The sequence below is a fragment of the Sphingosinicella microcystinivorans genome (assembly GCF_003634215.1).
Classification (GTDB): domain Bacteria; phylum Pseudomonadota; class Alphaproteobacteria; order Sphingomonadales; family Sphingomonadaceae; genus Sphingosinicella; species Sphingosinicella microcystinivorans.
Window position 1 is genome coordinate 104,577 of the sequence record NZ_RBWX01000011.1, and the last position, 21,372, is coordinate 125,948.

Below are 21,372 nucleotides of genomic sequence, written 5' to 3' on the forward strand. Positions count from 1 at the left end.
GTTACACCCCCGCCCTGCCGGTGTTTTCGATACGCTCGACGAGACCGTCGCGGAAATGCACGATGGTACGTGCGTACGCCGCCATGTCGGGCTCGTGCGTGACCATGAGTACCGTGATGCCGGTCCGGTTCAAATCGGTGAGCAGCTCCATGATTTCGAACGAGCGCTCGGTATCGAGGTTGCCGGTCGGTTCGTCGGCAAGAAGCACGTCGGGGCTCGTGACGATGGCGCGCGCGATCGCGACGCGTTGCTGCTGCCCCCCCGAAAGCTCTGCTGGTGTGTGGTCCCACCACGGCTTGAGGCCGACCTTGTCGAGCGCCGCCATGCCGCGTTGGTAGCGCGCGCGCCGGTCCTCTCCGCGGTAGAGCAGCGGCAGCTCGACGTTTTCGAGCGCGGTGGTGCGCGACAGGAGATTGAAACCCTGGAACACGAAGCCGAGATAGCGGCGACGGAGCAGCGCGCGCTGATCGCGGTCCAGCGTTTCGACATGGTGGCCGTGAAAGAGGTATTCGCCGCTCGTCGGCACATCGAGGCAGCCGAGGATGTTCATCGCCGTCGACTTGCCGGACCCCGACGGCCCCATCACCGCGACGAAATCCCCGCGCGCGATATCGAGATCGACACCTTTCAGCGCCTGAAACGCCGTCGCGCCGGTACCGTAGGTCTTGGAGATGCCGCGCAGGCGGATGATCGGATCATCGCCCATTGCCGGCCTTTTCCGCCGAACGCCGATTACCGCGCGCGGGCGGCGCTTCCTGCCCGGCGACGAGCTGGCCGACGATGACCTTCATGCCTTCCTTGATGTCGCCGCTCAGGATCGCGGTGTTGGTACCGTCGCTGTCGCCGACGACGACTTCCACGGCCTTTGGCTCACCCTCCGCGCCGACGACATACACCGTTTGCGTGCTGCCCGCGCCGAAGCCCACCGACTTCTGCGCATTGCCGCCGCGCCGCGGGCGCATGACAAGCTGGCCGGTGATCCCGCCGCCCCGCGACGCCCCCGCCTGTGTCGCCGGGTTGAAGCGAAGTGCGGCATTCGGCACCAGCAGCACGTTTTCCACGCGGCTCGCGACGATATCCGCCGTCGCTGTCATGCCCGGGCGAAGCGTCTCGTCGCGGTTGTCGACGTTCAAGACCGCCGTGTAGGCGACGACGGCTGCCGTGCTGCTCGACGACGCGGACGAACTGCTGCTGCTGCTCGAACTGGCGTTCGAGCCGACGTTGACGCGCGTGACCTTCGCGGGAAAGCTGCGGCCGGGGAAGGCATCCACGCTGAAGTTCGCGCTTTGGCCGTCTTTCACCTGGCCGACGTCCGCCTCGTCCACCGAGACCTCGACCTCCATCTGCTTCAGATCTTCGGCGATGGTGAACAGCACCGGCGCGTTGAACGAGGCGGCCACCGTCTGACCGGGCTCGATATCGCGCGAGAGCACGACGCCCGTGACCGGGGAAACGATGCGTGCCTTGGAAAGATTGGTCTGCGACGACGAGAGCTGAGCCTTCGCGACCAGCACCTGCGCTTCTGCCGCGCGCAGGCTGGCGACGGCCTGACTGTGGCTCGCGCGCGCCGTGTCCAGCTCGGTCTTCGACGGGACGCGGCCACCCGAAAGGCGGAAGACCTCCTCCTGCCGATCGAGCGTCGCCTTCGCGAGCGCGGCGCTCGCCTTCGCCTGCGCGACGCTCGCTTCGGCGGATGCAACCTGCGCGCGCGACTGGGTGACCGTATCCTGGAGCCGCGAAGGATCAAGCTCGGCAAGCTGCTGGCCGCGCGTGACGCGGTCATTCACGTCGACGAACACCTTGGTGATGAGACCCGACTGTTCGGAACCGACATCGACCTGATTGATCGGCTTCAGATTGCCCGTCGCCGAGACGGTGACGGTAAGGTCGCCGCGCTCAACGGGGCGCGTGTCGTATTGCGGCGCATCGTCGGAGAGGAAGCTGCGCACGACAATGACGAACAGGATCAGCGCCGCGGCGACGGCCGCATAGATCGCCCACTTCCGCCACGGCTTTTCCGGCTGCGCGCCGAGGAAATCATCGAGCGTCTGGGTGTTGGTGTCGTTCATTCGGGCTGCCATCCGTCAATCGGGTTCATTGTCTGCCATCCGCCGCCGAGCGCGCTGTAAAGCTGCGCCGCCGCGAACACTTCGTCGGCGTCCGCGTCGGCGAGGCCCTGCCGCGCCGACAGCAGCGACTGTTCGGCGCTGAGCAGCGTCCGGAAATCGGTGAGGCCTGCCTGATACTGGCTGCGCGCCAGAATGGCGCTGGTGTTCGCCGCGTCATAGGCTTCGGTGAACTGGACCTGCCGTTCGCGCGCGGCGCGGAGCGCGACGAGCGCGTTCTCCACATCTTCGAGCGCGCCGAGCACCGATGCCTTGTAGGACGCGAACGCGCCTTCCGCCGCCGCTTTCTGCGCGCGGACACGCGATGCCGTTGCGCCGCCATCGAAAATCAGCTGCCCGATCGAAGCGAACAGGCCGCCGGTAATGACGTCCCCGAGGCTGCCAAGCGAAAGCGCGCTGGTGCCCACATTGCCGCTGATGCGGAGCGACGGGTAAAGCGCCGACTCCGCGACACCGATGCGCGCCGTCGCAGCCGCGAGTACGCGTTCGGCCTGCCGTACATCGGGCCGCTGGCGCAGCGTATCGGCGGGAATGCCCGCCGTGATCGCATCGGGCGCAGCCGGAATCGGCGCCGCGGTTTCCAGCGCGCGCGTCGCCGCGCCCGGCGCATCGCCCGTCAGCACCGCGATACGATTGAGCGCGCCCGCGAGGCTCTGCTCGATCGACGGGATCGATGCGCGGTTCTGCGCAAGCTGCGCGCGCGCCTGCTCCGCATCGAGCGACGAGACGAGCCCGGCCTGCACGCGCCAGCGCGCGATATCGTAATTGTCCTCGACCGTTTTCAGCGTGTCGCGCGCGATGCGGAGACGCTCCTGCGCGAGCCGCGCGGTGACGTAGTTGCTGACGGTTTCGGCAATGATCGCCGCGCGCACGTTCGCAAGGCTGTAACCCGCGGCGGCGAGATCGGCGCGCGAGGCCTCCACGGCGCGGCGTGTGCCGCCGAACAGGTCGATCTCCCACGACGCGTCGGCGCCGAGCGAATAGCTGCTGTTATCGGCCGCGCCTTCGCGGAAATTGCGTCCGCCGCTACCCGACGCGCTGACCGACGGCAGGAAATCCGCCTGCGACTGCCGAAGGGATTCGCGCGCCTGCCGCAGCCGCGACACCGCCTGCGCGATATCGAGATTGCTTTCCACGGCGCGGGCGACCAGCCCGTCGAGCACCGGATCGTTATAGACGCGCCACCATTCTGCGAGCGCGGCATCGGCTTCGGGGGCGGCACTGCCGTCGCTCCATGCCGCAGGCACGGCAAGCGCCGCGGGCGCGGGAGCGCGATAGTCCGGTCCGGCAGCACACGCGGCAAGCGCAAGCCCGGAGATGAGGGGAAACAGCTTCTTCACGCGCACCTTGTTTCGAATTCAGCGGCCACGGCCCATCGCCACAAACGCCATACGTGCCACGTACAGGCTATTCCCTGCAGCGCGCATGAATATGTTGAAGAATTTTTTGCAAAACGTCCTTCCGCGACCCTCACGGAACGTAATGACGCAGCATGACGTCGCGGCAATGCTCGGCGAGCGCCTTGCGCGTGTCGAACGCGGCAGGCTTTACCGGCTCGTGGAAATGCAGGATGACACCCGCACGCTGGCGCGCGAGCGCGAGTGCGTTCGGCAGCATGTCCTCGTCTCCGATCCACGCGATCGCATCGAGCGCCGCCGGATCGAGCGGGCCGCCGCCGGGCGCGGTGTAGCGGATGGTGACGGGCTGCACGGCGAGGGCGGCGTCCGCAGCGGCGAACAGGCTGCTGCGAAACGGCAGCAGCCCGCGCCCGTCGGAAGTCGTGCCTTCCGGGAACATCAGCACGCGCCGCCCGGCGATAAGCCGCTGCCGGATCGCCTCCATCTGGCTACCCGCCTGCGAGCGCCGTTCACGCTCCACGAAGATCGTGCCGGTGCGCCCGGCGAGCGCGCCGATGCCGGGATAGGCCGCGACATCCGCCTTCGCGACGAAATCCGTATCCACCACCGCCCCGACGCTGATGATATCCGCCCAGCTGATGTGATTGGCGACAAACATCGTGCCGGCCATACCCGGCGTTCCCAGAACCTGCGGGCGCAGGCCGAAACCTGCAGCGATCGTACGGTGGAAGCGGCGTTCGAGCGCCTTTGCAGGGATGCTCTTCGGGCTCATCAGGAGCCAGGGCGGCACCAGCATGGCGGCCCCGGCAAGACCAAGGGCCGCGCGCGTTCGCCCGAAAGGACGGTCTGTCATGGCGCCATGCGATAGCGCGCTTCGGCCTCGACCATGTAATCGCGCGTGATCGGCAGCGAATCGCGGCGGCGCGTGAGCTGGATCTGGAAATTGACGTGACCGTCGTGCCGAAAAGCACCGCGCGCGGCGGCGAGGTAAAACGTCCACATGCGGTAGAACCGCTCGTCGTAAAGCTGGATGATCTCCGCCTTCGCGGCCTCCGTACGGCGCAGCCATTCGTCCAGCGTTTTGCCGTAGTGGACGCGCAGCACCTCAACATCAGTGACCCAGAGCATCTCACGCTCGATGGCGGGCACGATCTCTGAAAGCGCGGGCGAGTAACCGCCGGGGAAGATATATTTCGCGGTGAATGCGTCGGTCGCTCCCGGCCCGTCCGAACGGCCGATCGTGTGGAGCAGCGCGACGCCGTCCACAGTAAGCAGCTCGCGCACGCGGCGGAAGAACGTGCGATAGTTCGGCAGGCCCACGTGTTCGAACATGCCGACGGACACGATCCGATCGAACGGGCCCTCCACATCGCGGTAATCGATCAGTTCGAAACGCACGCGGTCTTTGACGCCGGCCTCCTCAGCGCGGCGACGGGCGACCTTGAGCTGTTCTTCCGACAGCGTGACGCCGAGCACATCCACATCGGCGACCCGGTTCAAATAGAGCGCCATGCCGCCCCAGCCGCAGCCGATGTCGAGCACCTTCTGCCCCGGCTTCAGCGCCAGTTTCGCGGCGATGTGCGCCTTCTTGTCGACCTGCGCCTGTTCGAGCGTCGTGTCGTCCGAGCGGTAGTAGGCGCAGCTGTATTGCCGGTCCGCATCGAGGAAGAGGTCGTACAGACGGTCCGAAAGGTCGTAGTGGTGCGCGACGTTGCGCTTCGCGGCGCGGCGGTAGTTCAGCTGATAGAGATAAGCGCCGATGCTCTGCGTGCGGCGGGTTTCGCTGCGGATATTATTGTCATCCGACCAGCGCGCGTTCATCGCCACGAGGTCGAGAAGCTCTGAAATGCCGCCTTGGGTAAACTGAAGCCGCCCGTCCATGAAGGCTTCGCCAGCGCCGATCGCCGGGTTCATCGCGATGCGCAGCGGCGTGCGCGCATCCGTGAAATGCAGGGATACCGGCGCCAACGCGGGATGCGGCCTGCCGTAGCGGCGGACACGCCGATCCGAGGTGGTGACTGTGAGCTCGCCGTCGCGAACAAGACGCTTCAGCATACGATCCAGCAGCAGCATGGCGCGACCCTAATCAAGAACTTGGGCCATGCAAATCCCCGTTAACCCTCTCGCCGGAACGCGGGTTTGAAACGCTTCATCGCAGGCGAGTGGATGCGACGAAGCGAAGTCGTCAGGGACACACTCGTGATTGGGGCCGATCTCATTCAGATTCGCGGACGTTGGATCCGCGCGGCAGCGGCGGCAGCCACGGCGCTTGCGCTGTGCGCCTTTGCCGAAGCTTCCGCACCTGCCCCACTCTCAGACGAACTTTCCGCAACCCTTGACGCCGAAGACGCGGTTTTCGCGAGCGAAGCGGAACTGCAGCTGCTCGGCTCCGGTCGCGCTAGCTATTACGCAGACAAGTTCGACGGCCGCCGCACCGCAAGCGGCGAAATCTTCGACCAAGACGCATTGACCGCCGCGCACCGCACCCTGCCGATGGGCAGCCTGGTGAAGGTGACCTGCGAAAAGACCGGCCGCAGCGTGACCGTACGCGTCAACGACCGCGGCCCCTTCACCGGCAGCCGCGTGATCGACGTTTCCAAAGCCGCCGCCCGCGAGCTCGGCATGCTGAATGCCGGCCTCACCGACGTGACGCTGGAACTGCTTCCCACCGCCTGACTTTTTTACGCGCCGCTGGTTGTATCAGCCGAGCGCGGCCTGCTTTTCCGCTGCGATCCGATCAAGCTCCGCGCGGGACAACTTCTCGCTTTCGCTTTTCAGCTGGCCGCAGGCTGCCATGATGTCGCGCCCGCGCGGCGTGCGCACCGGCGCCGAGATGCCCGCCTTGAAGATGATGTCGGAAAAGCGCGCGATGCGGTCGTCGTCGCTGCATTCATAAGCCACGCCCGGCCAAGGGTTGAAGGGGATGAGGTTCACCTTCGCGGGCAGCTTGTACTTGCGGATCAGCCGCACGAGTTCGTGCGCATCCGCGTCCGAATCGTTCTTGTCCTTCAACATCACGTACTCGAACGTGATGCGGCGGGCGTTGTTGGCGCCGGGATACGCGGCGCAGGCCTTGAGCAGTTCCTCGATGCCGTACTTGCGATTGATCGGCACGATCTCGTCGCGCACGTCCTTCGTCACGGCATGGAGCGAGACGGCGAGATTGACGCCGATCTCGGCGCCCGCGCGCGCCATCATGGGCACGACGCCGCTTGTCGAAAGCGTGATGCGGCGGCGGCTGAGCGCGAGGCCCGTTTCGTCCATGACGATGCCGAGGCCCTTGGAAACATTATCGAAATTATAAAGCGGCTCGCCCATCCCCATCATCACGATATTGGAGAGCATGCGCGCTTCGCCGGTCAGATCCTCGCCCGGCTGCGGCCATTCGCCGAGCGTGTCGCGCGCGAGCATGACCTGCCCGACGATTTCGCCCGCCGTGAGGTTGCGCACAAGCTTCATCGTGCCGGTGTGACAGAAACGGCAGTTGAGAGTGCAGCCGACCTGGCTCGACACGCAGAGCGTGCCCCGGTCCGCATCCGGAATGAACACCATCTCGTATTCGTTGCCGTCGTCAGTCTTCAGCAGCCATTTGCGCGTGCCGTCGGTCGAGACCTGCTGCAGCGTCACTTCCGGGCGGCCGACGACGAAGCGCTCGGCGAGAAGCGCGCGCGTCTCCTTCGCGATGTCAGTCATGCCCGCAAAATCGGTCAGGCCGCGGTGGTAGATCCAGTGCCACACCTGCTTGGCGCGTAGCTTGGCCTGCTTTTCGGGAACGCCCGCCGCGACCAGCGCCGCTGCCATTTCGGCCTTGTTCAGGCCGACGAGATCGACACGTCCGTCCTCACGCGCAGTGGGTGCGCGCGGCACGGGGACGGGATCGGCCCCGCCGGGAATCGTCATGGCTGCAGTCGGCATGGCGCGCCATGTAAGGCTTTTCGGGCGTTTTGCCTAGAAGCCCTTCGATTTCCCGTCGACGCTGCCGTGACCGACATGGATCGGCTCCTCACGACCGGCTTCGATACGGAACACCGTGCCTTGCGGCGCGTCCTGTGCGAGCGGCACGCAGCCGGGCTCGAACGGCGTGCCGCCGACAAGCGCGCCGCGCAGGACGCGGGCGGTGACGCCGTGGCTGATGACGAGCGCGGGGCGTGCAGGATCTAGGTCCGCGATCCAGCTTGCAAGGCGCCGTGCGATATCCGGATACCATTCGCCGTTCGGCGGCTTCCTGAGGAACACGCGGCGGTCCGGGCAAACGATCGGCCCGGATTCGGCGACGATCTCCTGATAGCTGCGCCCTTCCCAGTCCCCCACGTCGATCTCGAGCAGTCGATCGTCGGCGTGGATATCGAAAAAATCGCGCTCCAGATGCTCGGCGATGATCGCCGCCGTCTGCATCGTGCGCCCCGAGCGCGACGCCCAGAGATCGATATCGGGCTTGGGGCCAAGCAGATTGCGCAGCGCGCGGCCCATGTCTTCCGCCTGACGGATACCGTTGCGGGTGAGCGGCGTGTGACCCATGTGCCCCTGCATCCGCGCAGCGGCATTGAACACGGTTTCGGCGTGGCGGGCGAGGTAGAGCGTGGGGGTCGTGAGGGTCATGGCGCCGCGCTTATGCAAAGATTTTTACAGAAAACCTACTCTTTCCTAAGCGAAGCGCGTGCGCTAGCAGGGCGACATTCTTTGCTGCAGCGCGGGAGATGCCCCTTGGCGAACAAGCTTTACGACGACGCGGTGAGCGCCCTTGATGGCCTGCTTTTCGACGGAATGACGGTGATGTCCGGCGGCTTCGGCCTGTGCGGCATTCCGGAAAACCTGATCGCGGCGCTGCGCGATTCGGGCACGAAGGGCCTCACATTCATCTCCAACAACGCCGGCGTCGACGATTTCGGGCTCGGCCTGCTGCTGAAGACACACCAGGTCGCCAAGATGATCTCCTCCTACGTGGGTGAGAACAAGGAGTTCGAGCGCCAGTATCTTTCGGGCGAGCTGCAGCTCGAATTCAACCCGCAAGGGACGCTTGCCGAGCGCATTCGCGCGGGCGGGGCGGGCATCCCGGGCTTCTACACCAAGACGGGCGTCGGCACGCTCGTTGCGGAGGGCAAGGAGCACAAGGAGTTCGGCGGCGAGACCTATATTCTCGAAACCGGCCTCGTCGCGGACGTTTCCATCGTGAAGGCGTGGAAGGCGGACCCCTACGGCAACCTCGTGTTCCGCAAGACCGCGCGCAACTTCAACCCGATGATGGCGACCGCAGGCAAGGTGACGGTTGCCGAGGTGGAAGAGCTTGTCGGCCCCGGCGAGCTCGACCCCGACCACATCCACACGCCGGGCATTTTCGTGCAGCGGCTGTTCGTCGGAAAGAATTACGAAAAGCGCATCGAACAGCGCACCGTGAGGCAGGCGGCGTGAAACGTATCGCAGCGGTCTGCCTGATGGCAGCGCTGCATGGCTGCGCGGCAACGGGCGTGCCGCGCACGACGCAGCCGCTCGCGTGGACGCTGGGTTCGGTGGAAGCCGGCGCGATCGCCACGCAGACTTACCGCGCACTGGTACAATCCGTTGAAGCTCGCTTGCCGGCGGCCGCCGGCATGCCCTCCGCAATCCTGGGTTCGGACGGAACGCCGCTGCCCTGCACGGCGGAGACCGCACAGCGTCCCGCCGCCGTGTTTGACGTGGACGAAACGCTGATCTGGAACGTCGGCCACGCCTATTATGAGGCGCGCGGCGATGCGCCGTTCGACGAAAAAAGCTGGGCCGCGTGGGAGCGCGAGGGCCCCGCGCAGACAGTGGCGATCCCCGGCGCGAAGGCCGCGCTCGATGCGCTTCGCGCGATGGGCGTAACGCCGGTGTTCAACACCAACCGCAGCGCGGAAAACGCGAAGCACACCGAAGCGGCGCTCGCGCACACGGGCCTCGGCCCGGCGGTGCACGGCGAGACATTGTTCCTGAAGGGCGATGTCGACGGCAAATCAGGCAAGGACGGACGCCGCGCCGAGATCGTCAAGCGCTTCTGCGTGCTCGCACTCGTCGGCGACCAGAACGGCGACTTCACCGATAGCATCGACAATGGCCCCGCAGGCAAGCGCCCGATGGCGGAGCGGCGGGAGATCGCCGTCGCGCGCTATGGCGCGCACTGGGGCGCCGACTGGTTCGTGCTTCCCAATCCCCTTTACGGCGGCTGGAACAACCCGCCGATGAACCGCGACGAGGTCGTCGCGCCCGACCAACGCTGGACGTACAAAGGAAACCACTAATGCCCTGGAACCGCGACGGCATGGCGGCGCGCGCCGCGAAGGAACTGAAAGACGGCTTCTACGTGAACCTCGGCATCGGTATGCCCACATTGGTCGCGAACCATGTGGAACCCGGCATCGACATCACGCTGCAGAGCGAGAACGGAATGCTCGGCATGGGGCCGTTCCCGACCGAAGACGAGGTCGACGCCGATCTCATCAACGCGGGCAAGCAGACGATCACCGAGTTGCGCCGCACGAGCTATTTCAGCTCCGCCGACAGCTTCGCGATGATCCGCGGCGGTCACATCGACCTTTCCATCCTCGGCGCGATGGAAGTCGCGGAAAACGGTGATCTCGCCAACTGGATGATCCCCGGCAAGATGGTGAAGGGCATGGGCGGCGCGATGGACCTTGTCGCCGGCGTGAAGCGCATCATCGTGCTCATGGACCACACCAACAAGGCGGGCGTATCGAAGTTCCTGAAGGCGTGCACACTGCCGCTGACCGGCCAAGGCGTCGTTGACGTGGTGATCTCCGACCTCGGCGTGTTCGAACGCCCGGCGAAGGGCCAGCCGTTCCGCCTGATCGAGCTCGCGCCGGACGTGACGCTGGAGGAGGTCGCGGCCAAGACGGAAGCGCACTACGAAGTCGCGCTGTAAGGCCAACGGCATTTTGATCCACGTCGTTGCGACGCAAGGTTTTTCGGCCTAGCTAACGCACATGCGCGCGCGCTGGATCTTTCTTGGACTGCTGGTGGCGCTCGTCGCCACGGCCTTCGCTTATCGCACGCTCCGCCCGACGCCGGTGGAAACCGCCGGGGTTACGCGCGGCAAGGCCGTGGAGGTCGTCTACGCGACCGGCTTCGTCGAGGTCGAAGAACCCGTCGAGATCGCTGCGCGGGTCACGGCCCCCGTCGTCGATATCCGCGTGAAGGAAGGCGACCGCGTGACGCGCGGCACGCTGCTCGCCACACTCGACATCGCCGATCTGAATGCCGAGATCGCCAGGCTCGCCGCGGTGACGCGGGGCATGGAAGCCGAAGCGCGGCGCACGCTCACGCTCGTCGATCGCGGCTTCGCATCGAAAGCCGCCCGCGACAACGTGGTCGCGAACCGCGATGCCGCCCGCGCCGCCGAGAAGGCCGCGCGCGAGCGGCTTGAAAACTACGCACTCCGCGCGGGCGTGAACGGCATCGTGCTGCGCCGCGATGCCGAGCCGGGCGACCTTGCGAGCCCGAGCCGGACACTCTTCGTGATCGGCGACCCGGCCCGCATCAAGATCACCGCCACCGTCGACGAGCGCGATATTCCGCGCATCCGCGTCGGCCAGCAGGCGCTGATGTCGAGCGATGCCTATGCGGGGCGCATTTTCCCGGCGCGCGTGCGCGAGATCACGCCGGGCGGCGACCCGGATCAGCGATCATTCCGCGTGCGACTGGAGCCGCTTTCAAACGAACCTCTGCCCGTCGGGCTGACGCTCGAAGTCAATATCGTTACCCGCGAGAAGGAAGGCGCGCTGCTCGTGCCCGACGGCGCGGTCGAGGACGGCCAGGTCTGGCGCCTTGCGGACGGGCGCGCGAAACGCACACCCGTGAAAACCGGCATCGTCGGTACCGACCGCACCGAAGTGACGGAAGGTCTCGCCCCAGGTGACGTCGTGATCGTGAACCCGCCGGAGGGGCTGAGCGACGGTGCGCGCGTGAGCAGCGAGGCGAGCGCCACCAAGAAGACCGCCGGGCCGCGCTGAGCCGGTGCTGCGCCGCTTTTCCCTGCTGCTCGGGATCGCGCTCCGCCACATTTCCAAGCGCAAGCGGCAGACGCTGGTTGCCATCGCTGGCGTCGGCATCGGCGTTGGTTTCTTCCTCGCCGTCTCGGCGCTGATGATCGGCAGCCAGAACGACTTCGTGAAAACGCTGATCGACGCGGCGCCGCACATCATCATTTCCGATGAGATCCGCAGCCCCACGCCGCAGCCCGCCGTGCGTGCCTTCCCAAATGCCGCTGTCGAGGTGCGGCATTACAAGACGCGGAACGAAGTCCGCGGCATCAAGGACTGGCAGGGCATCATGCGCACGATCGGCGCGCGATCCGACGCCGTGGCGTCACCTTCGCTGTCGGGCGCTGTGACGCTGCGCGTCGGCGGCCGCGAGGAGGCGCTCGCCATCGTCGGCGTCGAGCCGGGCATCGAGGCGCAGGTGTCGGACGTCGAGCAATATCTGAAGGAAGGCCGGCTTCGGAACCTTGAAACCACTCAGGGCGGGGTCATCATCGGCGAGGAAATGGCGAGCCGGCTCGGCGTACGCATGGGCGACATCATGGCCGCAACCTCGGCGCGCGGGGTGACGCGGACGCTGAAGATCGTCGGCCTATTCGAACGCGGGCGCGGCCAGTTCGGCGGTTCATCCGGCTATGTGCTGCTACGCGAGGCGCAGTCGCTGACAAGCCAGCCGTTCGTGATCAACCGCATCGGAATCCGGCTCGACGACCCCTATGCGGCCGAAGACATCGCGAAACGACTGGAGGCGCGCTACGGCTACAAGGCGGAAAGCTGGCAGGAGCGTTCGGCCGATTTCCTCAGCCTGCTCGTGACGCGCAACGTCATCATGTACACGGTGATCTCGGCGATCCTGCTCGTCGCCTCGTTCGGCATCTACACGGTCGTTTCGACAAGCGTGGCCGACAAGCGCCGCGACATCGCGATCATGCGCTCAATGGGCTTTTCCTCAGGCGACCTTCAGGCCGTGTTCGTGATGGAGGGCTTCACGCTCGCCTGTATCGGCGTGCTTGCGGGCTGGGGCCTCGGCTTCGCGCTGATGCAGATTCTCGGTAGCGTCGAATTCAACATCCAGGGCTCGACCGAGACGATGCCGCTCGACCGCTCGTTCTTCCAGTACGCGATCTCAGCGGGCGCCAGCCTGTTTTCCGCAATCATCGCAGCGTGGCTACCCGCGCGGAAGGCCGCACAGGTCGATCCGGTCGATATCCTGCGGGGTGCGGTATGACGGGCACGCCGCTGCTCCGCGCCGAGGGGCTGACACGCGTGCTCTCGGTCGAGCCGCCGGTCACGCTGATCCGCGACGTGTCGTTCGAGATCAACCGCGGCGAGTTCGTTGCGGTGATCGGCCCTTCGGGGTGCGGGAAGTCCTCGCTGCTCTACCTGCTCGGGCTGCTCGATCGACCGACGGAAGGCCGCCTGCTGTTCGACGGCGAGGACACGACCGGCACCGACGGCAACACACGCGCGAATCTGCGGCTGGCGCGCTTTGGTTTCGTGTTCCAGTTCCACTTCCTGCTGCCGGAGTTCACTGCGCTGGAAAACGTGACGCTGCCCATGCGGCGACTAGGGCGCCTCGGCGAGCGGGAGGCGGACGCGCGCGGACGCAAGCTGCTGGCCGCGATGGGGCTTGAGGGGCAGGAACACAAGACCCCCGACAAGATGTCCGGCGGACAGCGCCAGCGCGTCGCCATCGCCCGCGCGCTCGCCAACGACCCTGCCCTCCTCCTTGGTGACGAACCCACCGGCAACCTCGACAGCCTGAATTCCAAGCGTGTCATCGAAATCTTCCACGACCTTGCCGCCAAGGAAGGCCGCACCATCGTCTGCGTGACACACGACCCCGACGTTGCCGCCTCGGCACACCGGCGCATCCACATGCTCGACGGGCGCGTGGAACGCATCGATTGAGGTCGCGGGGGCTTGCATTTGGCCCCGGATTCCCCCTACCGAAGGTTGAATCAGGCGCTATAGTCTCGCGCTCACAATCGGGGGTTTGAAGGGAAACGCATGAAGGCGACGGTCGAGCGGGCGACGCTGCTCAAATGCCTTGGTCACGTCCAGTCGGTGGTGGAGCGTCGCAACACGATCCCGATCCTGTCGAACGTCCTTATCGAGGTTGAGAACGGCGGCCTCAAGCTGATGGCGACGGACCTCGACCTGCAGGTCGTCGATTCGATCGCCGCGCAGGTGGAAACGGCGGGTGCGACGACGGTTTCGGCGCACACGCTGTTCGACATCGTGCGAAAGCTGCCCGAGGGCAGCCAGGTCGAAATCGCGGTTTCGGGCGACAAGATGTCGATCGCGGCAGGCCGCGCGCGCTTCAACCTCGCGACGCTGCCGCGCGACGACTTCCCGATGATCGCCGAAAGCGACCTGCCGACGAAGTTCCAGCTTCCCGCCGAAACGCTGAAGCAGATCATCGACAAGACGCGCTTCGCGATTTCGACCGAAGAGACACGCTATTACCTCAACGGCATCTTCATGCACGTGGTTGAGGGCAAGCTCTACGCGGTCGCGACCGACGGCCACCGCCTGGCGCGTGTCGCGCTCGACGCGCCTGCGGGTTCGGATGGAATGCCCGACATCATCGTGCCGCGGAAATGCGTCGCCGAGGTGCGCAAGCTCCTCGACGAGGTGACGGGCGAGATCGAGGTTTCGCTCTCCTCCACCAAGATCCGCTTCCGCGCAGGCACGGCGGTGCTCACCTCGAAGCTTATCGACGGCACCTTCCCCGATTATTCGCGGGTCATCCCCACGAAGAACGACCGGCTGCTGAAGGTGGACACGAAATCGCTCGCCGAGGGCGTCGACCGCGTGGCGGCGATCGCCACCGAGAAGACGCGCGCGGTGAAGATGAGCATCGACCGCGACCGCATCGTGCTGTCGGTGACGAGCCCGGAAACCGGCACCGCCGCTGAGGAAGTGCCCGCGGATTACGCATCGGAGAGCCTCGATGTGGGCTTCAACGCGCGCTACCTGCTGGACATCCTCAGCGAGATCGAGACCGACGAGATCGAGATTCATCTCGCCGACGCCGCCGCGCCGACGCTGATTCGTGAAGGCCAGTCCTCGCCCGCGCTCTATGTGTTGATGCCGATGCGCGTCTGACGCGTGGATGCCATCCCCACCGGACGTGACCGTAGCCCCGCAAACTTCCGTATCGCGGAAGCGGAAAGTGCTGCGGTTTGTGCTGCGTTACCTTGTCTTGCTGCCGGTGCTGCTGCTTGCCGTCGCCATCGGCACGGCGCTCGGCATACGAGCGTTCCTGCAAAGCGCCAATTCTGCCGACGCACGCATCGTTTCACCCCGCGGAATAGAAGAGGCTGGATATGTGCGGCTGGGCGGCGCGCGCCAGTGGGTGACGATCCGCGGACAGGATCGCCGACAGCCGATCCTCGTCTATCTTCACGGCGGGCCGGGCGGAACGACGAGCGATCTTGCCTATAGCTTCCAGCGACCGTGGGAGGATTATTTCACCGTCGTGCAGTGGGACCAAAGGGGCTTTGGTCGATCCGCCATCGATGGCGAGGCCCTGCGCGGCACCATAACCAAGACCCAACTCGTCGACGACGCCATCGCGCTTATCGAGCATCTGCGCCGCCGCACCGGCCAACAGAAAGTGATCCTTCTTGGCCATAGCTGGGGCACGGTGCTGGGCGCCGAGGTCGCGAAACGCCGGCCCGACCTGCTCTATGCGTACGTCGGCTTCGGACAGCTGACGGGCTGGAAACGCAACATGGAGGAAACGCGCGCGGCGCTTGCCGAGATCGGCCGCACCACGGGCAACGCCGCACTTGCGAGGGCCATGGCCGATGCAGGTCCGGCGCCCGACGCCCACGATACCGAGGCCTTTTCGGCGTGGACGGCGAAAATACAGAAGCACCTCTCCGCTGCGCGCGGGTCCTGGTACAACAGCGCCGGCGCGGGAGACATCGCCAGCCGGATGCTCGCGACGGCGTTTGCTTCGCCCACGCTGTCGCTCCGCGCCATGTGGCGCATGCTGAACACCGATACGGACCTTGCCCTCGATCCGCTGATGGCCTCCGTGGCGGACTGGGACTTCCGCGAGACACTGGGTCGCGATTTCGATGTGCCGATGATTTTCGTTTCGGGCCGTCACGACCTGCAGACACCCGCGGCCGCAGCGGCCCGGCTTGCTGCGGAGCTGTGTTCGCCGCAGACGCGAATGATCTTCATCGAGAATTCCGCGCACTTCATGGTGACGGAAGAGCCGGGACGCGTGCTTGGCGCACTGCTCGAGGTCCGTCCGTTCGCGGCAGACGGAGCGGTGACCGCGACACCGGCCTGCAAAGCCCGCGGCTGACCTTTATTTGGCGGGCGCGCCCGCCTTCACTTCTTTCAGAAGGTCGGCACGGCTCATCGGCGCGGCTGGAAGCTGGAAGCGCGCAGGGTCGATCGCACCGTCCTTCACGCTCGCAAGCTCGAACCGCGTGCCGGCCTTGAGCGGCGTGCCGAGCGTGAAGGCCTGACGCATGTCACCGATCATGCTCGCGGCGACTTCGCCGATCATCGGTGCAGCCATCACCATTGTCGCTTCCATGAACTGCAGCATCGCCTTGCCCGCGGGCGCGAGCGCCGGATCGCGCGTCGCCACCCATTCGATGGCGGTCTCCGGGTTCATCTTGTCGATGCCCTTGATGCGATAGGCATCGCCCGTGAAGCCCGCGACGGTCGTCGTGCCCGCCGCCTCGATAACGAGCGGCTGCGCGGGCTTCGGATCGGCCTTCGCCGCGGCATCGAAGAGCGCGCCGAACATCGGCCCGATAACCTCCCCGAACACGGCGGCGACATCGGTAAGCCGCGTGACGCGGGGCTTTTCCTGCGCCGTATCGATCAGGAAAAGCTCGCCATCCTGAACCAGCCCGGTCTGCCCCGGCACCGGCCCGGTGATATGCACGATGCCGCTATCGGCAATCTCCAATGTCAGATTTTTCCCATCCTGCCCCTTGTAGACGACCGTCTGGTCGGCAAGCGCGGTGGACGAAAACAACATGGCGACGGCAAACGCAGCGGCACGGATCATGGACGTCTCCCTTTCGCCCAAGACTAGCACGCGATAGACGGGGCCGCCATGCCGACACAGCCCCGCACCATAGACCGGCTGCGCCTGACGGATTTCCGCAGCTATGCGCTCGCGGACATCACCGCCGGGCCAGGCGCGGTCGTACTGACCGGGGACAATGGGGCGGGGAAAACCAATCTTCTCGAAGCCATCTCGCTGCTCGCACCCGGGCGCGGCCTTCGGCGTGCGGGGCTTCCTGAAATGGCGCGTATCGGCGGCAGCGGCGGCTTCGCCGTCTCCGCGACGCTCGGCTGCGGCGCGGATGCGCCCGTGGAGATCGGCACGGGCACGCAGGTCGAGGCGCCGGGGCGGCGGCTGGTGCGCGTGAACGGCGCGAGCGCGGCGGCGAACGCGCTTTCCGAATGGCTTTCCGTGCTGTGGCTGACACCGGCGATGGACCGGCTGTTCCTGGAAAGCGCGGGCGGACGCCGACGTTTCCTCGACCGGCTGACGCTGGCGCTGGTGCCGCAGCACGCCGGCCACACGCAGCGCTATGATGCCGCGATGCAATCGCGCAACAAGCTGCTCGGCGGCGAACGCGCGCCCGATACGGACTGGCTCGCCTCGCTCGAAAAGCAGATGGCCGAGCACGGTGCGGCCGTGGATGCCGCGCGGCGCATGGCGATCGATGCGCTTGGTGAGGAGATTGCGGCTTCAAGCGAGGGCTCCTTCCCCAAGAGCGCCCTGACGCTGGAAGGCGAGACATGGAGCGCCGACGCGCTGGCCTCTGCTCTCGCGGCGTCCCGCCGCGCAGACATGGCGGCGGGGCGGACCATCGTGGGGCCTCACCGCAGCGACCTTGCCGTCACGCATCTCGCCAAGGATCAGCCCGCTGCGCGCGCCTCCACGGGCGAGCAGAAAGCGCTGCTTCTGGGCCTTGTCCTCGCACATGCCCGCGTTGTCGCCGCTCGCACCGGGCGGCGTCCCGTGCTGCTGCTCGACGAGGTCGCCGCACACCTCGACGAGACGCGGCGCGCGGCGCTTTTCAGCATGCTGGAGGCCGATGCGATGCAGGTGTGGATGACGGGCACCGATGCGTCACTTTTCCGTGCAATCGGTGCGCACGCTACCTATATAGAAGTGTCAAACGGTCGCCTGAGCAGACTTTAAGGAAATCATGAGCAGCAACGCGTCTTCCGGCGAATACGGCGCCGATTCGATCAAGGTCCTGAAGGGGCTCGACGCCGTGCGCAAGCGGCCGGGCATGTACATCGGCGATACCGAAGACGGTTCGGGCCTGCATCACATGGTGTTCGAGGTTTCGGACAACGCCATCGACGAGGCACTCGCGGGCCACTGCGACACGGTGACGATCACGCTGAACGCCGACGGATCCGTGACGGTGACGGACAACGGGCGCGGCATCCCCACCGACATTCACCCGAGCGAGGGCGTTTCCGCCGCCGAGGTCATCATGACCCAGCTCCACGCGGGCGGCAAGTTCGACCAGAACAGCTACAAGGTCTCGGGCGGCCTGCACGGCGTGGGCGTTTCGGTCGTGAACGCGCTTTCAGACTGGCTCGACCTGCGCATCTTCCGCAACGGCAAGGAACACTACATGCGCTTCGAGCGCGGCGATGCCGTCGCGCCGCTGAAGGTCGTCGGCGACGCCAACGGCCGCAAAGGAACGCACGTTACGTTCTTCGCCTCCGAGGAAACCTTCAAGGTCATCGAGTTCGATTTCGAAAAGCTGGAGCATCGCTACCGCGAGCTGGCGTTCCTGAATTCCGGCGTGAAGGTGGTGCTGACCGACGCCCGCCACACCGAGCCGAAGTCGATCGAGATGTTCTACGAAGGCGGTGTCGCGGCCTTCGTGAAGTATCTCGACCGCACCAAGACGCCGCTGATCCCCGAGCCGATCCTGATGCAGGGCGAACGCGACGGCATCTCCATCGATGTCGCGCTGGAGTGGAACGACAGCTATTATGAGCAGGTCCTGCCCTTCACCAACAATATCCCGCAGCGCGACGGCGGCACCCATCTCGCCGCGTTCCGCAGCGCGCTGACGCGTACGCTCAACAACTACGCCGAAAGTTCGGGCATCCTGAAAAAGGAGAAGGTGTCACCGACGGGCGAGGACATGCGCGAGGGGCTGACCGCGATCGTTTCGGTGAAGGTGCCCGATCCCAAGTTCTCGTCGCAGACCAAGGACAAGCTCGTCTCCTCCGAGGTGCGGCAGCCGATTGAATCGCTGATGGGCGAGAAGCTCGCAGAGTGGCTGGAGGAGAACCCCGGCCCGGCCCGCACCGTCGTCGAGAAGATCGTTTCGGCCGCAGTTGCGCGCGAGGCCGCGCGGAAAGCGCGTGAGGCGAGCCGCAAGAATGTGCTGCAGATTTCCTCGCTGCCCGGCAAGCTCGCCGACTGCCAGGAGAAGGACCCGGCGAAGTCCGAGCTGTTCCTCGTCGAGGGCGATTCGGCAGGCGGCTCTGCAAAGCAGGGGCGAGACCGGCATTTCCAGGCGATCCTGCCGCTTCGCGGCAAGATTTTGAACGTCGAGCGCGCGCGCTTTGACCGGATGCTGGCGTCGCGCGAGATCGGCACGCTCATCCAGGCGTTCGGCACCGGCATCGGACGGGACGACTTCGATATTTCGAAGCTGCGCTACCACAAGATCGTCATCATGACCGACGCCGACGTGGACGGCGCACACATCCGTACGCTGCTCCTCACCTTCCTCTATCGGCAGATGCGCGAGCTCATCGAGGCCGGTCACGTCTACATTGCGCAGCCGCCTCTCTACAAGGTGAGCCGCGGCCGCTCCGAAGTGTACCTGAAGGACCAGGCGGCGCTCGACGACTATCTGATCCGCACCGGCCTCGACGGGCTCGTCGCCGAGACGGCCGACGGCCCGCGCACGGGTGAGGACCTTCGCGGTCTGGTCGAGCAGGCGCGCAAGCTCCGCGCGCTGATGGCCTATGTGCCGGGGCGCTACGATTCCCGCATTGTCGAGGCGCTGGCGATCTCCGGCGGGCTCAATCCGGAGCGCGATGCCGCAGCGGACGTCGCCGTGTGGCTGAATGGCCACGACGATGCCCAGTGGAGCGCCGAGCATGTCGACGGCGGCTACAAGCTTGCCCGCACCTTCCGCGGCGTGACCGATCATTACGCGATCGACCGCGCATTCATCGTTTCGGCGGAGGCCCGCAAGATCAACCAGCTGCTCGCAGGCGAAGCCGCCGCCTACCGCACGCCGATCCGCCTCGGCGAGCGGCAGGTGACGCGCCCCTCTGCGCTGCTGGAGGCGATTTTCGAGATCGGTCGCAAGGGGCTTGCAATCCAGCGCTACAAGGGGCTCGGGGAGATGAACGCCGAGCAGCTCTGGGAAACGACGCTCGATCCGGCCGTGCGATCGATGCTGAAGGTGGAGATCGCGCAGGCCGACCTTGCCGACGACATCTTCACGCGGCTGATGGGCGACGTGGTGGAGCCGCGCCGTGAATTCATTCAGGAGAACGCACTCAACGTCGCCAATCTGGACGTTTAGGCGGCTCGCTCTCCTTCTTGATCTGCCGCAATGTCGCTTGCGTTGCCGGTGGTATCACTCGTTCGGGTGAATAGTGGGAGAGCGGAAAATGAAATCGATTCTCGTTCATATCCATGAGGATGCGGGACAGAACGCACGGCTGCAGGCCGCGCTCGACACGGCGCGCTATTACAGCGGCCACCTGACCTGCCTGCAGGCGATGCCGTTCGCGGCCTATGCGGGCGAGCCCTTCACGGGCGCGATGATCGCCTACGAGGCCTACGCCGAAACGATGGAGGCGACGCGCACGCGCATCGAAGCGCAGCTTCAGAACGAAGGCGTGCCGTGGGACTGGATCGATTCGCGCGGCAGCGGTTCGGTCGCGGTGATGATGCACAGCCAGCTCACCGACCTTATCGTGCTGAGCCCCACCGGCAAGCTCACCGATCCCGATGCGGCGCTGCCCATCGTCGGGGAGATCGCAACGAAGGTCCGCGCGCCGGTGCTGGCCGTCCGCGACGACCAGATCGGCTTCGATCCGTCGGGCGCCGCACTGATCGCGTGGAACGGATCACCCGAAGCCGCGCAGGCGGTGCGCAACACGATGAGCCTGCTGACCGCCTCGAAAGGCGTCCACATCGCCTGCATCGAAGAGGATTTCGACACGCACATTCCGGCACGCGAAGCGGCCTCCTACCTCTCCCGCTACGGCATCAAGGCCGAAGTCCATGCACGCGCGAAAAGCGGCACGGTGGCGGACACGCTGAGCAGCATCGCCGCCGAGGTGAGCGCCGGCTATCTGGTGATGGGCGCGTACGGGCGCTCGCGGTTTGCCGAGTTTATCCTCGGCGGCGTAACGCGCTCGCTGCTGGCGGACGCGGCGTTGCCGCTGGTGCTTTCGCACTGACCTTTCGGATCAGGTAGCGGTAAACGCCAACAAAATTGATGACGAAGAGCACGGCGTTCTGCGTGGAGAGCGCCGCCTCCTCGTCCAGCAGCCCTGCGGTGATCCACGCCGCGCTCGACAGGAGAAAGAGCACGAAACCCCAGCCGGTGATACGCCGGCCGAGATCGGCTGCGACCGCGAGCGCGGCAACCATACCGCTGATCGACGCGATCCACTTTACGACTTCCAGCACAGAGCGCTCCTTTCGGGTGCCCCCGAAGGTTCAAGCGACGGGCCGGCCTGCAGGTTCCGGCGGGCGGCGTGATAAAAACCGTGGCGTTCCGGCAACACCCGACAGCGATGCATGGCAACAACACTGCCTCACCATGCGTAGTTGTTGCAGGTTTGCTCGGTTCGCCCCAACTTAGGCCTTTACGCGAGGGG

Annotated in this window: 21 protein-coding genes; 12 read left to right on the plus strand and 9 right to left on the minus strand. The window is 65.9% G+C overall.

All coding sequences use genetic code 11. The features are described from left to right. Window position 1: 1 nt before the first annotated feature. The 5 genes from DFR51_RS16840 to DFR51_RS16860 all read right to left on the minus strand — a co-directional run bounded on the left by DFR51_RS16840 (window position 2) and on the right by DFR51_RS16860 (window position 5,557). A complete protein-coding gene (locus tag DFR51_RS16840; protein WP_121053336.1) occupies window positions 2–706 on the minus strand; it encodes an ABC transporter ATP-binding protein in 705 nt (234 codons plus the stop codon). Then, window positions 696–2,069 carry an efflux RND transporter periplasmic adaptor subunit gene (locus DFR51_RS16845; protein ID WP_243445541.1) on the minus strand — a complete coding sequence of 458 codons (1,374 nt, stop codon included), beginning with the start codon at window positions 2,067–2,069 and terminating at the stop codon, window positions 696–698. The genes DFR51_RS16840 and DFR51_RS16845 overlap by 11 nt, the downstream gene beginning before the upstream one ends. Further along, entirely contained in the window at window positions 2,066–3,466 is a 1,401-nt protein-coding gene (locus DFR51_RS16850; RefSeq protein WP_420853256.1) for an efflux transporter outer membrane subunit, read from the minus strand. The genes DFR51_RS16845 and DFR51_RS16850 overlap by 4 nt, the downstream gene beginning before the upstream one ends. 130 nt (window positions 3,467–3,596) lie before the next feature. Next, window positions 3,597–4,337 (minus strand): lysophospholipid acyltransferase family protein, encoded by a 741-nt coding sequence (locus DFR51_RS16855; protein WP_121053339.1) that lies wholly within the window; start codon window positions 4,335–4,337, stop codon window positions 3,597–3,599. Next, window positions 4,334–5,557, minus strand: a complete 1,224-nt coding sequence (locus DFR51_RS16860) for an SAM-dependent methyltransferase (RefSeq protein WP_121053340.1) — start codon at window positions 5,555–5,557, stop codon at window positions 4,334–4,336. Before DFR51_RS16860 ends, DFR51_RS16855 begins: the two co-directional genes overlap by 4 nt. Window positions 5,558–5,623: 66 nt before the next feature. Between DFR51_RS16860 and DFR51_RS16865 the strand changes: the two genes are divergently transcribed. Next, window positions 5,624–6,160, plus strand: a complete 537-nt coding sequence (locus DFR51_RS16865; protein ID WP_243445540.1) for a septal ring lytic transglycosylase RlpA family protein — start codon at window positions 5,624–5,626, stop codon at window positions 6,158–6,160. Between the two features lie 24 nt (window positions 6,161–6,184). Here DFR51_RS16865 and rlmN read toward each other — a convergent pair whose 3' ends face one another. Together rlmN and DFR51_RS16875 are read right to left on the minus strand one after the other, a co-directional pair. Further along, window positions 6,185–7,399: a dual-specificity RNA methyltransferase RlmN gene (rlmN, locus tag DFR51_RS16870; RefSeq protein ID WP_243445539.1), complete on the minus strand. Its 1,215-nt coding sequence runs from the start codon at window positions 7,397–7,399 to the stop codon at window positions 6,185–6,187. Between the two features lie 33 nt (window positions 7,400–7,432). Beyond that, window positions 7,433–8,083: a histidine phosphatase family protein gene (locus tag DFR51_RS16875; protein WP_121053341.1), complete on the minus strand. Its 651-nt coding sequence runs from the start codon at window positions 8,081–8,083 to the stop codon at window positions 7,433–7,435. A 105-nt stretch (window positions 8,084–8,188) separates the two neighbouring features. On the opposite strand from DFR51_RS16875, the gene DFR51_RS16880 reads away from it, so the two are divergent. The 8 genes from DFR51_RS16880 (at window position 8,189) to DFR51_RS16915 (ending at window position 15,820) form a co-directional block, all read left to right on the plus strand. Continuing rightward, window positions 8,189–8,893, plus strand: a complete 705-nt coding sequence (locus tag DFR51_RS16880) for a CoA transferase subunit A (protein WP_197723681.1) — start codon at window positions 8,189–8,191, stop codon at window positions 8,891–8,893. Next, window positions 8,890–9,738: a 5'-nucleotidase, lipoprotein e(P4) family gene (locus DFR51_RS16885; protein WP_121053343.1), complete on the plus strand. Its 849-nt coding sequence runs from the start codon at window positions 8,890–8,892 to the stop codon at window positions 9,736–9,738. Before DFR51_RS16880 ends, DFR51_RS16885 begins: the two co-directional genes overlap by 4 nt. Then, the gene (locus DFR51_RS16890) at window positions 9,738–10,379 is read left to right on the plus strand and encodes a 3-oxoacid CoA-transferase subunit B (RefSeq protein WP_121053344.1); all 642 of its coding nucleotides are present in this window, start codon (window positions 9,738–9,740) and stop codon (window positions 10,377–10,379) included. The genes DFR51_RS16885 and DFR51_RS16890 overlap by 1 nt, the downstream gene beginning before the upstream one ends. Before the next feature lie 61 nt (window positions 10,380–10,440). Further along, on the plus strand, window positions 10,441–11,466 hold the full coding sequence (locus tag DFR51_RS16895) for an efflux RND transporter periplasmic adaptor subunit (RefSeq protein WP_121053345.1): 1,026 nt from the start codon (window positions 10,441–10,443) through the stop codon (window positions 11,464–11,466). Between the two features lie 4 nt (window positions 11,467–11,470). Further along, window positions 11,471–12,721, plus strand: coding sequence for an ABC transporter permease (locus DFR51_RS16900; protein ID WP_243445538.1), 1,251 nt, complete (start codon window positions 11,471–11,473; stop codon window positions 12,719–12,721). Next, window positions 12,718–13,404 (plus strand): ABC transporter ATP-binding protein, encoded by a 687-nt coding sequence (locus tag DFR51_RS16905; protein WP_121053346.1) that lies wholly within the window; start codon window positions 12,718–12,720, stop codon window positions 13,402–13,404. Before DFR51_RS16900 ends, DFR51_RS16905 begins: the two co-directional genes overlap by 4 nt. A 99-nt stretch (window positions 13,405–13,503) precedes the next feature. Then, window positions 13,504–14,604 (plus strand): DNA polymerase III subunit beta, encoded by a 1,101-nt coding sequence (gene dnaN / locus DFR51_RS16910; protein WP_121053347.1) that lies wholly within the window; start codon window positions 13,504–13,506, stop codon window positions 14,602–14,604. A gap of 67 nt (window positions 14,605–14,671) precedes the next feature. Continuing rightward, complete coding sequence (locus DFR51_RS16915; RefSeq protein ID WP_160119077.1) at window positions 14,672–15,820, plus strand: alpha/beta fold hydrolase; 1,149 nt, start codon at window positions 14,672–14,674, stop codon at window positions 15,818–15,820. A 3-nt stretch (window positions 15,821–15,823) separates the two neighbouring features. On the opposite strand, the gene DFR51_RS16920 is transcribed toward DFR51_RS16915, so the two are convergent. Beyond that, window positions 15,824–16,540, minus strand: a complete 717-nt coding sequence (locus DFR51_RS16920) for a hypothetical protein (protein ID WP_121053349.1) — start codon at window positions 16,538–16,540, stop codon at window positions 15,824–15,826. Between the two features lie 48 nt (window positions 16,541–16,588). On the opposite strand from DFR51_RS16920, the gene recF reads away from it, so the two are divergent. From recF to DFR51_RS16935, 3 genes are all read left to right on the plus strand, one after another. Beyond that, complete coding sequence (recF, locus tag DFR51_RS16925) at window positions 16,589–17,689, plus strand: DNA replication/repair protein RecF (RefSeq protein WP_121053350.1); 1,101 nt, start codon at window positions 16,589–16,591, stop codon at window positions 17,687–17,689. Window positions 17,690–17,696: 7 nt separating this feature from the next. After that, window positions 17,697–20,063, plus strand: coding sequence for a DNA topoisomerase (ATP-hydrolyzing) subunit B (gyrB, locus tag DFR51_RS16930; protein ID WP_121053351.1), 2,367 nt, complete (start codon window positions 17,697–17,699; stop codon window positions 20,061–20,063). An 88-nt stretch (window positions 20,064–20,151) separates the two neighbouring features. Then, entirely contained in the window at window positions 20,152–20,949 is a 798-nt protein-coding gene (locus DFR51_RS16935) for a universal stress protein (RefSeq protein ID WP_121053352.1), read from the plus strand. Here the strand turns inward: DFR51_RS16935 and DFR51_RS16940 are convergent. Beyond that, a complete protein-coding gene (locus DFR51_RS16940) occupies window positions 20,882–21,181 on the minus strand; it encodes a hypothetical protein (RefSeq protein ID WP_243445537.1) in 300 nt (99 codons plus the stop codon). The two genes, DFR51_RS16935 and DFR51_RS16940, sit on opposite strands and share 68 nt — an antisense overlap. Between the last annotated feature and the right edge of the window lie 191 nt (window positions 21,182–21,372).

Coding starts and splice junctions, on each gene's coding strand:
- DFR51_RS16840 (WP_121053336.1), bottom strand. CDS start 706: ATGGGCGATGATCCGATCATCCGCCTGCGCGGCATCTCCAAGACCTAC.
- DFR51_RS16845 (WP_243445541.1), bottom strand. CDS start 2,069: ATGAACGACACCAACACCCAGACGCTCGATGATTTCCTCGGCGCGCAG.
- DFR51_RS16855 (WP_121053339.1), bottom strand. CDS start 4,337: ATGACAGACCGTCCTTTCGGGCGAACGCGCGCGGCCCTTGGTCTTGCC.
- DFR51_RS16860 (WP_121053340.1), bottom strand. CDS start 5,557: ATGCTGCTGCTGGATCGTATGCTGAAGCGTCTTGTTCGCGACGGCGAG.
- rlmN (WP_243445539.1), bottom strand. CDS start 7,399: ATGCCGACTGCAGCCATGACGATTCCCGGCGGGGCCGATCCCGTCCCC.
- DFR51_RS16875 (WP_121053341.1), bottom strand. CDS start 8,083: ATGACCCTCACGACCCCCACGCTCTACCTCGCCCGCCACGCCGAAACC.
- DFR51_RS16890 (WP_121053344.1), top strand. CDS start 9,738: ATGCCCTGGAACCGCGACGGCATGGCGGCGCGCGCCGCGAAGGAACTG.
- DFR51_RS16895 (WP_121053345.1), top strand. CDS start 10,441: ATGCGCGCGCGCTGGATCTTTCTTGGACTGCTGGTGGCGCTCGTCGCC.
- DFR51_RS16905 (WP_121053346.1), top strand. CDS start 12,718: ATGACGGGCACGCCGCTGCTCCGCGCCGAGGGGCTGACACGCGTGCTC.
- dnaN (WP_121053347.1), top strand. CDS start 13,504: ATGAAGGCGACGGTCGAGCGGGCGACGCTGCTCAAATGCCTTGGTCAC.
- DFR51_RS16920 (WP_121053349.1), bottom strand. CDS start 16,540: ATGATCCGTGCCGCTGCGTTTGCCGTCGCCATGTTGTTTTCGTCCACC.
- recF (WP_121053350.1), top strand. CDS start 16,589: ATGCCGACACAGCCCCGCACCATAGACCGGCTGCGCCTGACGGATTTC.
- gyrB (WP_121053351.1), top strand. CDS start 17,697: ATGAGCAGCAACGCGTCTTCCGGCGAATACGGCGCCGATTCGATCAAG.
- DFR51_RS16935 (WP_121053352.1), top strand. CDS start 20,152: ATGAAATCGATTCTCGTTCATATCCATGAGGATGCGGGACAGAACGCA.